The organism is Nitratireductor sp. J20-h4 (assembly GCF_056780505.1).
The window spans coordinates 1,794,191-1,808,238 of sequence record NZ_CM165557.1 but is presented as its reverse complement, the minus strand read 5'-3'; the positions used below and the strand labels follow the sequence as shown (position 1 = coordinate 1,808,238).

Annotated in this window: 14 protein-coding genes; 11 read left to right on the top strand and 3 right to left on the bottom strand. The window is 67.4% G+C overall.

Annotated elements, in window-relative coordinates; genetic code table 11:
• The first annotated feature begins 28 nt into the window (after nt 1-28).
• Together ACT2B0_RS08830 and ACT2B0_RS08825 are read left to right on the top strand one after the other, a co-directional pair.
• Nucleotides 29-1,189 carry a hypothetical protein gene (locus tag ACT2B0_RS08830; RefSeq protein WP_473463688.1) on the top strand — a complete coding sequence of 387 codons (1,161 nt, stop codon included), beginning with the start codon at nt 29-31 and terminating at the stop codon, nt 1,187-1,189.
• Nucleotides 1,186-2,049 (top strand): bifunctional 5,10-methylenetetrahydrofolate dehydrogenase/5,10-methenyltetrahydrofolate cyclohydrolase, encoded by an 864-nt coding sequence (locus ACT2B0_RS08825; RefSeq protein ID WP_473463686.1) that lies wholly within the window; start codon nt 1,186-1,188, stop codon nt 2,047-2,049. Before ACT2B0_RS08830 ends, ACT2B0_RS08825 begins: the two co-directional genes overlap by 4 nt.
• Before the next feature lie 88 nt (nt 2,050-2,137).
• Here ACT2B0_RS08825 and ACT2B0_RS08820 read toward each other — a convergent pair whose 3' ends face one another.
• Together ACT2B0_RS08820 and ACT2B0_RS08815 are read right to left on the bottom strand one after the other, a co-directional pair.
• The gene (locus ACT2B0_RS08820) at nt 2,138-2,404 is read right to left on the bottom strand and encodes an ArsR/SmtB family transcription factor (protein ID WP_473463683.1); all 267 of its coding nucleotides are present in this window, start codon (nt 2,402-2,404) and stop codon (nt 2,138-2,140) included.
• A 149-nt stretch (nt 2,405-2,553) separates the two neighbouring features.
• Nucleotides 2,554-3,570, bottom strand: coding sequence for a permease (locus ACT2B0_RS08815; protein ID WP_473463681.1), 1,017 nt, complete (start codon nt 3,568-3,570; stop codon nt 2,554-2,556).
• Between the two features lie 72 nt (nt 3,571-3,642).
• Here ACT2B0_RS08815 and ACT2B0_RS08810 point away from each other — a divergent pair, with 72 nt between their 5' ends.
• Nucleotides 3,643-4,527, top strand: a complete 885-nt coding sequence (locus tag ACT2B0_RS08810; RefSeq protein WP_473463678.1) for a LysR family transcriptional regulator — start codon at nt 3,643-3,645, stop codon at nt 4,525-4,527.
• A gap of 58 nt (nt 4,528-4,585) precedes the next feature.
• Here the strand turns inward: ACT2B0_RS08810 and ACT2B0_RS08805 are convergent, their stop codons facing one another.
• Nucleotides 4,586-5,626, bottom strand: a complete 1,041-nt coding sequence (locus tag ACT2B0_RS08805; RefSeq protein WP_473463675.1) for an isopenicillin N synthase family dioxygenase — start codon at nt 5,624-5,626, stop codon at nt 4,586-4,588.
• A gap of 477 nt (nt 5,627-6,103) precedes the next feature.
• On the opposite strand from ACT2B0_RS08805, the gene aroA reads away from it, so the two are divergent.
• Genes aroA through ACT2B0_RS08765 form a run of 8 tightly spaced genes read left to right on the top strand, consistent with a single transcriptional unit; the run spans nt 6,104 to nt 13,915 of the window.
• Nucleotides 6,104-7,429, top strand: coding sequence for a 3-phosphoshikimate 1-carboxyvinyltransferase (gene aroA, locus ACT2B0_RS08800; protein WP_473463673.1), 1,326 nt, complete (start codon nt 6,104-6,106; stop codon nt 7,427-7,429).
• 26 nt (nt 7,430-7,455) lie between these two features.
• Entirely contained in the window at nt 7,456-8,217 is a 762-nt protein-coding gene (locus ACT2B0_RS08795) for a class I SAM-dependent methyltransferase (protein ID WP_473463671.1), read from the top strand.
• Nucleotides 8,214-9,707 (top strand): alkaline phosphatase family protein, encoded by a 1,494-nt coding sequence (locus ACT2B0_RS08790; protein WP_473463669.1) that lies wholly within the window; start codon nt 8,214-8,216, stop codon nt 9,705-9,707. The genes ACT2B0_RS08795 and ACT2B0_RS08790 overlap by 4 nt, the downstream gene beginning before the upstream one ends.
• On the top strand, nt 9,704-10,588 hold the full coding sequence (locus ACT2B0_RS08785) for a transglutaminase-like domain-containing protein (RefSeq protein WP_473463666.1): 885 nt from the start codon (nt 9,704-9,706) through the stop codon (nt 10,586-10,588). Before ACT2B0_RS08790 ends, ACT2B0_RS08785 begins: the two co-directional genes overlap by 4 nt.
• Entirely contained in the window at nt 10,588-11,412 is an 825-nt protein-coding gene (locus ACT2B0_RS08780) for a phosphate ABC transporter substrate-binding protein (protein ID WP_473463664.1), read from the top strand. Before ACT2B0_RS08785 ends, ACT2B0_RS08780 begins: the two co-directional genes overlap by 1 nt.
• Complete coding sequence (gene pstC / locus ACT2B0_RS08775) at nt 11,369-12,280, top strand: phosphate ABC transporter permease subunit PstC (protein WP_473463661.1); 912 nt, start codon at nt 11,369-11,371, stop codon at nt 12,278-12,280. Before ACT2B0_RS08780 ends, pstC begins: the two co-directional genes overlap by 44 nt.
• The gene (locus tag ACT2B0_RS08770; RefSeq protein ID WP_473463658.1) at nt 12,264-13,097 is read left to right on the top strand and encodes a PstA family ABC transporter permease; all 834 of its coding nucleotides are present in this window, start codon (nt 12,264-12,266) and stop codon (nt 13,095-13,097) included. The genes pstC and ACT2B0_RS08770 overlap by 17 nt, the downstream gene beginning before the upstream one ends.
• Nucleotides 13,094-13,915, top strand: coding sequence for a phosphate ABC transporter ATP-binding protein (locus ACT2B0_RS08765; RefSeq protein WP_473463655.1), 822 nt, complete (start codon nt 13,094-13,096; stop codon nt 13,913-13,915). Before ACT2B0_RS08770 ends, ACT2B0_RS08765 begins: the two co-directional genes overlap by 4 nt.
• Nucleotides 13,916-14,048 lie beyond the last annotated feature (133 nt).

The following is a 14,048-nucleotide window of genomic DNA, read 5'->3' as shown; positions in this document are numbered from 1 at the left end:
CCTCGCAACCGAAAATGGGAGAACTCGGATGAAATACAGACTAGCAACCGCCCTGGCCTCGGGCCTGCTCGCCGGCGCGATCGGCACGGCAGGCGCCCAGGAGCCCGGCGCTTTCGCCAAGGAAAACTACACCACGCCGCTGGCCGACGTGTGCCCCGACCCGCTGATCATCCAGAAGGACTGGCTGGCACAGGCCGAGCACGGCGGCTTCTACCAGATGATCGGCGCCGGCGGCGAAATGTCGGCGGGCAGATATGTCGGCCCGCTCGGCTCGACCGGCATCGATCTGATGATCCTCGAAGGCGGCGGCGGCATTGGCCTCGGCGACGGTGAAACCGCCTATTCGGCCCTGCATCTGGGCAATTCGCGGGCCGGCGTCACGCCGCATCTGGGCTACCAGGAACTGGACAATTCCTTCCTGTTTTCCAAGCGCTTTCCCACCGTGGGCGTGTTCGCTCCGCTGGACAACGCCCCGCAGGGACTGTTCTGGGACAAGGGCACCTATCCGGACGGTTTCCACTCGCTCGACGACCTGAAAGAATTCGCCGATTCGGGCAAGGGCATGATCTATGTCTCGACCATCCAGCGCACTTTCGGTCTCTACCTCCTCCAGTCGGGCGTGTCGCGCGACGTGTTCGTGGAAGGCTATCGCGGTGACGGCGAGAACTTCGTCACCAATAACGGCACCTGGCTGAACCAGGGGTTTGTCACCAGCGAACCCTACAGCTTCTCGACCGGCAACAATTGGGGCAAGCCGATCGACGCGGTGACGGTGGGCGAACTCGGCTACCGCAACTATACCGGCATGCTGTCGGTGGCGACGCCGCGCCTGGACGAGCTCGCGCCGTGCCTGGAGAAGGTGGTGCCGATCATGCAGCAGGCCTGGATCGACTACGTCAACAATCCCGACGAGGTGAACAAGCTGATCTCGGACTTCAACGAGGCCGGCCACGCCACCAGCTGGTGGAAAACCCCGATGGGCAAGATGGAATACGCCTCCAAGACGCTCAAGGAACGCGGCATTGTCGGCAACGGCGTCAACGACACGCTGGGCGATTTCGACATGGAACGCGTCGCCGAGATGCAGGCCATCGTAAAGCCCTGGCTCGACGAACGGTCCGACCCGGACGTCAAGCCGGAAGACGTTGTCACCAACCGCTTCATCGATCCGGCGATCGGCCTGAAATGATGTCGGCTCCTCGCGCCCGTTTGCTGGACGGAGAGGCGCTCGCCGTCCGCCTCCGGCGCGAGATCGCAACCACCGCCGCGGACCTCAGGGTCCGCGGCATCACGCCGAAGCTGGTCATCGTGATCGTCGGCGACCGTGCCGACAGCGCCGCCTATGTCGCGCGCAAGAGCGCGGACTGTGCCGAAACCGGCATCGAGGCCGAAATTATGCGCCTGCCGGCGGAGACGACGCAGGCGCGCCTGCTCGATGTCGTCGCGGATCTGAACCGCGACCGGACCGTGCACGGTTTCATGGTGCAGCTTCCCCTGCCCGCCCCTCTCGACGAGACGGCGGTTCTCGACGCCATCGATCCGGCCAAGGATGTCGACGGCTGCCATCCGGTCAATCTCGGCCGGCTGCTTGCCGCAACGCCCGATATCGTGCCGTGCACGCCTGCCGGCGTGCTGGCGCTGCTTCTCCATTACGAGATCGCGACCGCCGGCCGCTCGGCGGCGATCATCGGCCGCGGCATGCTGGTCGGCCGGCCGCTGTCCATGCTGCTGTCGCTGAAGGGCGTAGACGCCACCGTCACCCTGCTGCACACACGCTCGCCCGACCTGGCCGAAACGCTGCGCCGCGCCGACATCGTGGTCTCGGCGGCCGGGGTCGCCGGGCTGGTGGATAAGACCATGGTCAAGCCGGGCGCGGCCGTCATCGGCGTGGGGATATCGGCCGACGCGGACGGCCAGACGGTCTCCGACATCGACGACGCGGTGGCCGATGTCGCCGGCTTCGTCACACCACGCCACGGCTCCGTCGGCGCATTGACGCGCGCCATGCTTCTCAAGAATCTGGTCAAGATCGCCGCGCGCGCGGCGTGATCGCGTCGCCTTTGCACCGCACGACCGTCGAAAATCGCGGCGGCGCTCCCGCCCAGGCACGCGTCGCCGCGTCCTGCGCAAAAACTGTCTACGAGGGCTGGGGCGCGCGGTCGACGCAGCATTCCTTCATCAGGAAGGCGGCCAGGTCCTCGATCGCGGCGAAGTTTGGCCGGCAGGTGGTGGTACGTCCCTGACGTTCCTGGCTGATCAGGCCGGCATTGTGCAGAATCCGCAGGTGATGCGCGAGGGTCGAGGCCGGGATCTCGAGGCGCCGTTGCAATTCTCCGATCAACAGACCGTCCGGTCCGGCCCGCACCAGCGTCAGCAGGACTTCGACGCGGGCGGGCGCTCCCACGGCATCAAATCCCTTCGCGGCATCGTGTGCAGTCAACATTCGGCAAAAAAATTCCCTGACTTGCCACGATAAAACTGGTCGCGCGGATATGTGTCAAGCCGACCCCCACCCTGCCCCGGCGGACAGTCTGGCGCCTGCCGGGGTCAAGCCTAGACCTGCCACCACGCCTGGAAGGCGTAGGCCGAGGCGAGCGATCCGGCCACCGCCAGCGCCACGAACAGGACCAGTGTGGAGGCGCGCAGCACCGGCACGACCGCCAGCACGCCCCAGATGCTGACCGCACTGCCGGCGACCAGGAAACCGAGCGCGGCGCCCGGCGACATGCCGAGATCGAGCAGACCGCGCACCAGCGGCAGGGCGGCGTAGCCGTCGAGATAGAGCGGCGCGCCGAGCGTTACGGCGAGCGGAATGGCGTAGGGCGCGTCGGCGCCGGCGTAGACGCCCAACAATTCGGGCGGCACCAGGTCGCGCAACAGAAATTCGGCCACGAAGGCAAGCGACAGGCAAAGCAGCACGAGTTTTGTCATCCATGCAAGCTCACGGGCGAAGGTCCGCAGGCGGAGCGGATCGCGCCACACCGCGGGAACAAATCCGCCGGCGGCCGGCGCACAGCCGGTTTTTTGTCCGCTGCGCCGATGCGCCCGCAGCGGTGCCTGTACCATCCGTGTCCCGTGCAAGAGCGCCGTTGCCAGACCGGCGAAAATTCCGATCGCGAAGGCGGCGAGCGTCTTGCCGATGGCAAAGCCGGGGCCGAGCACGGCCCAGGTCGCGGTGAACAGCGACGGATCGGTCACCGGCGAGGACAGCCAGAACGCCATGATCGGCGCCAGCGGCACGCCCGACACCAAAAGCCCGGTCATCAGGGGCAGCACGGTGACCCCGCAGACCGGGGTGACGGCGCCGATCGCGGCGGCGGTGACGATCACGCTCGATGGACGCCCCTTGAACAGGTTGGCCGTCACGGCACCGGCGCCGCTGGCCGCCACCCAGGCCGACAGCACGATGCCGAGCGCGACCATCGGGCTGACCTTGACCAGGCTGACGAGCGCAAACAACGCCGCGCCTTGCGCCTTTTGCGGCCACAGCGCCGTCGCGGCGAGGCCGGCGGCAACGGCCACAAGCGCGAGAACGAACCGACGGTCGGCATGCGACAGGACACTGTTCAAGGCGTCTCTCCTGGAGCCCCAGCCTTACGGCAAAAGCTTCTATTTCGAAAACGAATAGGATAAATATCAGCCATGATTGAAAACGATGGCATGAGCGAGCCGCTCGACAGCACGCTGCTGCGCGTGTTTCTGGCCGTGGCCAGGGCGGGAAGCCTGAGCGCCGGCGCGGCGCAGCTTCTGCGCACGCAATCGGCCGTCAGCCTGCAGGTTCAGAAGCTGGAAAGAGCGCTCGGGCAGCGCGTGTTCGAAAGACATGGCCGCGGGGTGACGCTGACGCCGGCCGGCGAGCAATTGCTGCCGGTCGCCCGCCATGTCGTCGACGTGCTGGAGCGGGCCGCGACCCGGTTTCGCGGCGAACCGGTGGGCGAGGAAATCCGGCTCGGCGTGCCGGAGGAATATAGCGACACGATCCTGCCGGCGGTCCTGGCCGGCTTCGCCGAGGACCAGCCGGCGGCGCGGCTGTTCGTGCGCTGCATGTCGAGCATGGATTTTCCGCGCGCGCTCGCGCATGGCGAACTCGACCTCGCCCTGCACTCGCCCCGGGCCGTTTCTGCGACCGACCGGGTGGTTCATTCCGAGCGGGCGGTGTGGGCCGGATCCCGGTTCCGGGACCTCGAAACCCGGCGCCCGCTGCCGGTGGCCTTGTTCGACCGCAGTTGCTGGTGGCGCGAACGCTGCCTCGATCTGTTGCGCCATTCCGCGCTCGAGCATCAAATCGTGCTGACGAGCGAGAGCGTGTCGGGCGTTCGCGCCGCGATCGCCGCCGGCATCGCCGTCGGCGTCCTGCCGCACAGCACGCTGTCGGGTCAGGCCGGTTTGCGCATGCTTGCCGACGACGTGCTGCCGCATCTGGGCGAGACGCACCTGGTGTTGAGCGCCGCGCCCGGTCGGGGCGGGCCGCTGGCGGCGAGACTGGCGACGATCATCACGAGCGTTTTTTCCGCCATCGCAACGTAGCGCGCGCCATGATTGGTGCCATGGCTGCGCGCCACGTCCTCCAGCCGACCCGGTCTGGTCAGGGCAATTGGCAGGCCGAGCGGGTTTCGCTGAAACAGCAGCCCAGATATTCCTCGGTGGTCGACTTGCCGCCGGCGCTCTTGGCTCCGGTCAGGCTCTTGAAACTGTCGACCACCACGTCGAGGTTCGGGTTGAAGAACAGCGCCACAGAATAACGATACCGGTCGGAATCGTTGATGACGCGGTGGACCGTGCTGGCAAAGCGTCCGCCCGACCATTGCTCCATGATATCGCCGACATTGCAGACCAGCGCGTTTTCGATCGGATCGACGGCGATCCAGTCCCCGGCGCTGTTGCGCGCGGCCAGCCCGCCAAGCGCATCCTGGGCCAGTATGGTCAGGCAGCCGCAATCGGTATGGGCGCCGGCGCCGAAGGCGCTACTGTCCTTGGGACCGCCGGGCTGCGGCGGATAGCTCAACAGGCGCATGCGCGATTCGGAGTGCTCGATCTCGCGGTCGAACGTGTCTTCCTCCAGATCGAGCGCCAGCGCGAAGGCGCGGCACAAATCGCGACCGAGCGCGACGCTGTGTTCGTAGTAGCGCTCCAGGGCGGGCCGGAAACCGGGCGGGTCGTCGGGCCACTGGTTGAGGCCGCGCAAACCGCGCTTGCCCGCCTCTTCCTGGGCGAGCGGGCCCTCGAAGCCGATGTCGAACCCCTCCTTCAGGTCGCGGGTGTGAAGCGGATCGACATTTTCGCCGCCCATCGGGAAATAGCCGCGATGGTTGCTGGTCTTTTCGCTGGAAACCGCGGTCTTGCGTTCACCGGGCTGGGTGAAGAAACCGCGCGCGGCGTCGAAGACGGCCGCCACATCGCCGGCAGGGATGCCATGGTTGATCAGGTAGAAGAAGCCAACATCGTTGAGTGCCTTGCCGATCTCGGCGGCGACGCGTTTCTTGTCGGCATCCGTGCCGTTCCTGAATCCCTGGAAGTCGACAAGCGGAACCTCGGTGAAGGGGATCGACTTGGCGGGCGGCACGGCGCGGGCGACCTCGCCGGCAGGCGGAGCATCGCTATGGGTGGATGAAGTCGTCTCGGTCATGTCCTGGTCCTCCCTGGGTTGCGGTCTTCGGCGACCGCCTTTGCGACGCCGTGCCTGGCCGGCGAATTGACGCACGCCACCGGTCAACGCCGCGGACGCGGTCGAGCATGAACGTGGTTTGATTGTTGACTACAAAACTAACTTTATAGTTGTATTTACCATCTGTCAATCGCCTGGCGCGAGGCGGCCGGAACTTATCGGCGGGGTGACCGCGTTTTCGGCACGGGCTGCGGCAGCCTGTTTCGCAAATACACAGCGAGCGGGCGGCTGCCGATTCACTCTTATAAATTGTATTAGATAAATCACATTGACTTTTGGTTGTATGCCAACTCTAATAAATTAGTTCTATGGCGATCGACCGGCAGTCGGTGCCAGCGTTTCTCAGCCTTCTGCCACGTTTCGGGGATTCCCGTCGCCATTGGTGTTCCGTCGCAATGCCGGCGGACGATGTTGCGTCTGTTTTGGTTGGTGAATTTGATGACAATCGCGTCCTCCGCCGCTTCCGCCCGTGATCGATCGCCGATCTTCGAGCCCGTTCTGCCGGGGTCGAAATCCCTCACCAATCGCGCCCTCGCGCTGGCGGCGGCACGCAAGGGCAAGACGCGGGTCGTCGGCGCGCTGCATGCCGATGACACGGTGCGCTTTGCCGGCTGCATAGACCGGTTCGGCGGTCTGTCGGTCGAGGCCGCCCCCGGCCGGGCCGCCTTCCGTGTGGAGAATTCGTGCCCGGGCGAGCGACCGCTCGCACCGCGGGACCGGCTCGATATCGGCGCGGCCGGGACACCGGCGCGCTTCCTGCTGTCGATGGCGGCGGATGCCGAGGGCGAGACGACCATTACCGGAACGCCGCGGCTGTGCGAACGGCCTATGGCGAGCGGTATCGAGGCATTGCGGGCGATCGGCCACAAGGTTGTCGAGACCGGCAAGGCGGGCTGCCTGCCCGTGCGCATTGTCGGCGGCCGGCCGACCGGCACCCATTGGCGGGTCGACGGCTCGGTCTCCTCCCAGTTCACCAGCTCCATGCTGCTCTCGGCCGCGCGCCAGAATCCCGATAACGGCCCCGTCCACGTCGAGGCGACCGGCAACCTCGTCTCCCGTCCCTATGTCGACATGACCGTGGCGACCATGCGCGCGGCCGGCATCGAGGTCGAGCCGGCCGGGCCGCAGATCTGGCGTGTACAGCCCGGACAGCCGGGTGTGGCGACGATCGCGGTCGAGCCCGACGCGTCGGCGATGTCCTATTTTTTCGGCGCGGCGGCCATTCTCGGCGGCACGGCGCGGGTTTCGGGCCTGGGTACGGCGTCCGCCCAGGGCGATGTCGGTCTTATCCATGTGCTGGAGGAGATGGGATGCGCCGTGTCGGCCACGCCGACCGAGATCGAGCTGCGCGGGCCCGAGGGCGCCCTGCGCGGCATCGTGGTCGATTTGGAGACCATGCCCGACATGGTGCTGACGCTCGCCGTCGTCGCCGCGTTCGCGCAAGGCAGGACGAAAATCGTCAACATCGCCAATCTGCGTTTGAAGGAGTGCGACAGGCTGCACGCGGCCGCGCTGGAGCTACGCCGCATCGGCATTGACGCGCAGGAAGGCCCCGACTGGCTGGAGATTGTTCCCGACGGAAACCGCCCGCGGCCGGCCTCGGTGCGCACCTATGACGATCATCGCGTCGCCATGGCGTTCTCGCTGGGGGGGCTGGTGTGCCCCGGCATCACGATCGAGGACCCGGCCTGCGTCGCAAAATCCTTTCCCGACTATTGGCGCGAATATGCGCGTCTGGCCGAAGCCTACGGTGTCGGTCGCTAGCTGGTGTGTCTTCCCGGGAGGAAACGATGCAAACCTCATCCACACGTTACCGCGACGAATATGACACGGCGCTGGTGGCGCAATGGGACGATCTGCTCGGCTGGAGCGACCGGCGCGCCGCCGAAGGCAGTTTTCTGATCGATGTCATGAGCGCGAGGCGGGTCCGCTCGGTGCTCGACGCGGCCACGGGCACCGGTTTTCACGCCGTTCTGCTATCGCAGGCCGGGTTTGCGGTGACCGCGATCGATGGCGCCGCGGAGATGGTTGAGCAGGCCAGGCGCAACGTCGCCACTTTGGCCGCAGGGGCCGTGCCCTGCGCGCTCGGCGACTGGCTCGACCATGACAGTCTTCCCGCCGGTCCCTTCGATGCGGTGATTTGCATGGGCAATTCGATCGCGCATCTGTTTTCGCCGGCCGATTTGGAGCGCGCGCTTTCCAATTTCCGGCGATTGCTCGGCGACGGGGGCACGCTGGTGCTCGACCATCGCAACTACGACGCCCTGCGCGCCGGTCGCATATCGGCGCAGGATCGCACCTATTGCTGCACCGGTCTCAAAGCCTCTGTCGATCTCTCCGTGGTCGAGCGCGACGTCGTCGACATCACCTACCAGACCGCCGGCCATCCGCCGGCCACCATTCGAACGCGCGCCTGGGCGACCGACGACGTCGGCGCGGCAATCCGGGCGAGCGGCTTCGGTGCGCCGGTCCTTTATGGTCCGCGCGGGACCGGCTTCGATCCGGACCGGTCCGAATTCGTCATCCACGTCGCCACGGCGGCAAAGCGATGAACGCTCGTGCCAAAGCCGGTCTGGTTATCCTGGACGGCGCCGGCCTCGCCGCGCCGTCGCCCGGCAATGTCGTCGACCGCGCCTGCATGCCGGTCCTGTTCGACCTGTTCGATCGCTGCGGCATGGTTCCGCTCAGGGCCAGCGGCGACGCCGTCGGGCTGTTCGACGGTCAGGCCGGCAATTCCGAGGTCGGGCATCTCACCCTCGGCATGGGCCGCACCGTGGTCTCCTCGCTGGTTGCGATCGACCGCGCCTACCGCTCGGGCGCGTGGGAAAAAAGCCCCGTCTGGCGGGGCCTGCGCGACGAGACGGCCCAAAATGGCCGGATCCACATTCTCGGCCTCGTCTCCGACGCCGGCGTGCACGGCCATTGGCGCACCATCGTCCAGGCGGCGGAGCTGGCCGGGCGCAGCGGATTTTCCACCGTCGTGCACCCGGTACTCGACGGTGTCGATGCGATGCGCGGCTCGGGGCCCGCATTGCTCGATACGCTGCGCCAGGCGCTGGCGGAGCGGGTTCCGGGAGCGCTGATCGGCGTCGTGATCGGACGGGCCTGGTTCGCCGACCGGTCCGGAAACCGCGCCCTGGCGCGGCATCTGGTCGATGCGCTTATGAACGCCGACGCGCTGCCGCGCTTCGATCGCCGGCTGCTCGACGATTTTTGCCGGGACAATGGCGAGCGCGATTTCCCCGCCCACCGGGTCGATGCCGACACCCGGCTGACGCCCGGCGAGGCCATGCTGGTCACCAGCCATCGCGCCGATCGCGCCGAGCAGACGGTCGAGGCGCTTGCCGCGCGCTGCCGTGTGGCCACGCTGACCAGCATTTCACCACAGGTGCCGGCCGCGCGCGTCTTTTTTCCGACCCGCAGCCTTTCGGGCGGTCTGGCGCAGGCCCTGCGGGCGCGCGGCATCGCGCTGACGCGGATCGCGGAAAACTGCAAATTTCCGCATGTCACCTATTTCTTCAACGGGTTCCGGCAATCGCTGGGCGAACGCCAGGTGGCGATCCCCGATACGCCGGGCGGTCCCGAACAAAACCCGCTCATGCGGGCGGACGAAACGGTGGACGCCTGTCGCCAGGTAATGACAAGCGACCGCGAGACCGGGTTCGTCGTCAACATCCCCAATCTCGACCAGGTCGGGCATTCCGGCGATGTGGGCCTGTGCCGGCAGGCGGCGGCGGCGGTCGACCGGGCTCTTGCCGCCCTCGTCGCCCAGGCCCGCGAAACCGGCTGGACGCTGGCGGTCACCGCCGATCACGGCAACGCCGAACGGCTTTTGGACGATCAGGGCCGCGGCTTCGGATCTCACACCACAAATCCGGTCCCCTTTACCATCGTCGCGGCCGACGGCGGGCGGGCCGACTGGGCGTTTGGCGCGGGCGGGCTCGACAATGTCGCACCGACGATGGCCGCGCTCTTGGGCGTCGATCCGGCCGGGATTGGCGACGCGCCGGCGCTGATTTGCCGACAACGGAGCCTGGCATGATCATTACGCTGCGCATCGACCCGCACGAACGCTCCTCCGCGATCGGCCTGCTGGTGCCGGAGCCGCCCGACACGGCGCACCAGACCCTGGTCGGCTTCTGTGCCCCCTGCCGCTTGCCCTACCAAATCGTCCGCGAACGGCAGGCCGGCCAGCGCGCCTATCTTTTCCAGGGCGCGTTTTGCGCAAGCCTCGAATTCTCCTTCCATTTCGCCGCCGGGACCGGGTCGGGCAAAACCGACGATTTCGCCGATTTCGACAATGCCTATACGCGGCTAGCCGGCGATCTGTCCGAATTTCTCGCCCTCGAGCGACCCGCATGCGCGGCTGGCCATGGCGACGACGACATTGTCGCGGCGGTGGCGCGCCGGTTCAGCTATGGCGGGCCAAATCCCGAGCTGGCGCGTCCGGCGACGTTTTGCGGCGTGCGTTCGGGCAACTGCATCGACATCAACACCGCCCTGCTTGCCTGCCTGCGGGCGGCCGGGCGCCGGGCGGCCTATTTCGCCGGGTTTCATTTCGATCAGAACCGCGCCGGCAGCCGCGCCGACGGCATGCATTGCTGGATCGCCACCGAGACGGCGGGACGCCGTTGCGATTGGGATGTCGCCCATTGCCTGAAAGCGGGGCTGGCGCGGCCGGTGCCCGGTTTGAACCCGTTGGGCGGGGTCAGGGCCGCGTTCTCGCATGGCCGCGGGCTGGTTTTCGAAACCGCGAAGGCCCGTCTGCCGGCAATCAGCCATTTCGCCCGCCCGCGCTGGCTTCTGGCCGATGGCAGCCTGCCCGAGGCGGCCAGCAGCGCGGTGCTGACACGGCCCATGCAGACAGGCGCAGATACCCGGCACCCGGCGCAAACGGCAACCCTGGCAACAAGGAGCGCATGATGTCGGCCCCGAAATCCATTGTCGCCGTCTTGTCCGCCGCGCTCGCGCTGGCCGGTCAGGCCGTGTCGCATGCCCAGCAGGAGGTGAGGATCGTCGTCACCGGCTCGAGCACGATCGCACCGTTGATGATGGATATCGCCCAGCGCTACGAGGCCTCGCATCCGGGCGTGCAGGTCGACGTCCAGACCGGCGGCTCTTCCAGGGGCCTGTCGGACGTGCGGCGCAAACTGGCCGATATCGGCATGGTGTCGCGGGCGCTCGGCGAGGAGGAAGACGACGTCGCGGCGACGCGGATCGCGTGGGACGGCGTGGCGCTGATCGTCCATGCGCAAAATCCGCTCGAGCGCTTGTCCGACGACCAGGTGCGGGCGATCTACACCGGCCAGGTGACGCGCTGGGAGGCGCTCGGCCCCTGGGACGGGCCGATTACCGTCGTCAGCAAGGCCGAAGGCCGCTCGACGCTGGGGATATTCCTCGCCCATCTCGGCCTCGATATCCGCGATATCCGCGCCCACACCATTATCGGCGACAACGAGCAGGCGGTGAAGGTGGTGGCCGGCAACCCGAGGGCGGTGGGCTACATCTCGATCGGCGCGGCCGAATATCACGCCAGCGCCATGACCCCGATACGCGCCCTCGCGCTCGGTGCCGTCGCCCCGACCTCCGCCAATGTCGCAAACGGGTCGTACCCGGTCAGACGAGAGCTGAACCTGGTCACCTATCCCGACCCGGCGGCGCCGGTCGAAGCGTTTTTGCGGTTTGCCTCCGGACAGCAGGTGCATGACCTTATTTCAGACCATTATTTCTCGCCCGCATCGAACTAGGCCGTTTCGCGGCCCGCTCGCGCCGAAAGACCTCGTCTTCGTCGTCGTCTTGTGGGCTTCGGGCGTTCTGGCGATCGGAGCGATGGCGGGCGTCTTGATCGTGCTGGCGATCGGCGCCGCGCCCGCGCTGACCGAGGCGGGCCTGGCCGCCTTCATGGCCGATGGCGACTGGTATCCGACCGCCGGCGAATTCGGGCTGGTGGCGATGGTCGCGGCCACGCTCGCTGTGTCGGCCGGGGCGCTTGCCGTCGCCGGTCCGCTGGGAATCCTGTGCGCGGTGTATATCCGCTACTATGCCGGCGATCTCGCCGGCGCGGCCTTTCGCGTGGTGCTGATGACCCTGGCGGCCATCCCCTCGGTCGTCTACGGCCTGTGGGGCATGACGGTGCTGGTGCCGCATATCGCGGCATGGCAGCCGCCGGGCACGTCGCTCCTGGCCGGCGTGATCGTCTTGTCGATCATGGTGCTGCCGACCGTGGCCGTTCTGGCCGAGGCGGGCCTGCGCCAACTGCCGGCCTCGCTCTATCTGGGCAGCCTGGCGCTCGGATGCGCCCGCCACGCGGCGATCAAGCGCATCGTGCTGCCGTCTGCAAAGGGGGCGGTCGCGGCCGCCTGCATGCTCGGGCTCGCCCGCGCGCTCGGCGAAACGATGGCCGTGCTGATGGTGGTCGGAAACGCGGTCGCCATGCCAGACAGTCCGTTTGCGTCCGTGCGCACGCTGCCGGCCAACATCGCGCTCGAAATGGCCTACGCCATCGACGTGCATCGTTCGGCCCTGTTCGTATCCGGCCTGGTGCTGATGGCGCTGGTCGGGTTGCTGCTTGTCATGCGCTGGTACTGGGGCGGGGCCGATGCGGCGCAGTCTTAGGCCTTTCGTCAACGACCTTGTGGTGCGGGCGGCGGTGGCGGCGGTGGTGTTCGTTCTGGCCGCCATCGTTGTGCATGTGGTCACGCGCGGCGCGGCGCTGGTGTCATGGGACTTCCTCACCACCGCGCCGCGCGCGGCCGGGCGCGCCGGCGGCATCGCGCCGGTGCTTGTGTCGACGGCGGCGGTGACGGCGGTGGCGCTGGCGGCCGCCTTGCCGCTGGCGGTCGGAGCCGCCGTGTTCCTGGTCGAGGCGGTGCGCCCGGAGGCGACGGCCGCGCGCCTGACGCGGGGGTGCCTGGGCGTGCTCGCCGCCGTTCCCTCGATCGTCTTCGGTCTGGCCGGCAACATGATTTTTTGCGACTGGCTCGGCTTCGGTTTTTCCATCCTGGCCGGCGGGCTGACGCTCGCGCTGATGATCCTGCCGATCGCGGCCTGCGTGGCTGAAACCACCTTGCGCATGCACGGCGAAGACCGCAGGGCCGGCTACGCGCTCGGCCTGCCGCAGCGGCGGATCGTCTGGTCGATCATGCTGCCGGCCGCCGCGCCGGGCATCTTCGCCGGGCTGGGGCTCGGCTTCGGACGCGCGGTCGCCGAGAGCGCCGCCCTGATCTTCACCAGCGGCTACGTGGTGCGCATGCCGGATTCGGTTTTCGATTCCGGACGGACCATGGCGGTCCACATCCTCGATCTGGCGATGAACGTTCCCGGCGGCGACGGCAACGCGTTCGCGACCGCCACGGTGCTCTTGGTCTCGGTCGCCGCCGTCGTCGCTCTGTTTACGGCTTTGGACGGCAAGCAAGGCAGGGAGTTCGTATGAACGTGCAAACCACAGGCCCCCGGACGATCGATGTGTCGCCGGGCCGCGTCGAAGCGAGCCATATTCGCGTCGAAAACCTCACGATTGCCTACGGCGCCCTCACCGCCTTGTCCGACGTCACCTTGTCGATCCCGCCTGGACGCATCACCGCGCTGATCGGCCCGTCGGGCTGCGGCAAGACCAGCCTGCTGACCTGCCTCAACCGTTTGATCGACCTGATCCCGGGCGCCAGGGTGACGGGCCGCATCCTTGTGCGCGACACCGACGTGCTGGGGCGGGATGCCGACCTGCTGCGCTTGCGCAAGCGCGTCGGCATGGTGTTTCAGAAACCGAACCCGTTTCCGTTCTCGATCCGCCGCAATTTTGATATCGTGTTGAGCGAGTTCGGCGTGCGTCGGCGAGCCGACCGCGAGGCGCGCATCGACGAGTGCCTGCGCGCCGTCGGCCTCCAGGCGGAGATCGGTCACCGGCTCGACATGTCGGCCTGCGCGCTGTCCGGCGGTCAGCAGCAGCGCCTGTGCATTGCCAGGGCGCTGGCGACGCGGCCGGAAATTCTGCTTCTGGACGAACCGTGCAGTGCGCTCGACCCGATGTCGACGATGACGATCGAGCGCCTGCTGCTGAAACTCAAGGACAGCGTCACGCTGGTGATCGTCACGCACAATCTGTCGCAGGCAAGACGGATTGCCGACCGGTGCGCGCTGTTCTGGACGCGGTGCGGGACCGGCTATCTGCTCGAGCACGGCACGATGGCCGATCTGTCGGAACGGCCGCAAAACCAGGTCACGGACGACTATCTCAACGGACGAGTGGCGTAACGCCGGGTCGTACACCGCCGAGCGCCCCGACACCGGACGCCCCCCGGCCCCGCGGGCATCGCGCTGACGGGCAGGTCGTGCGCAACTGGCCGCCCGCAGCCCTTGCCGGCGTCCGCCTCGGACATTCAACGGT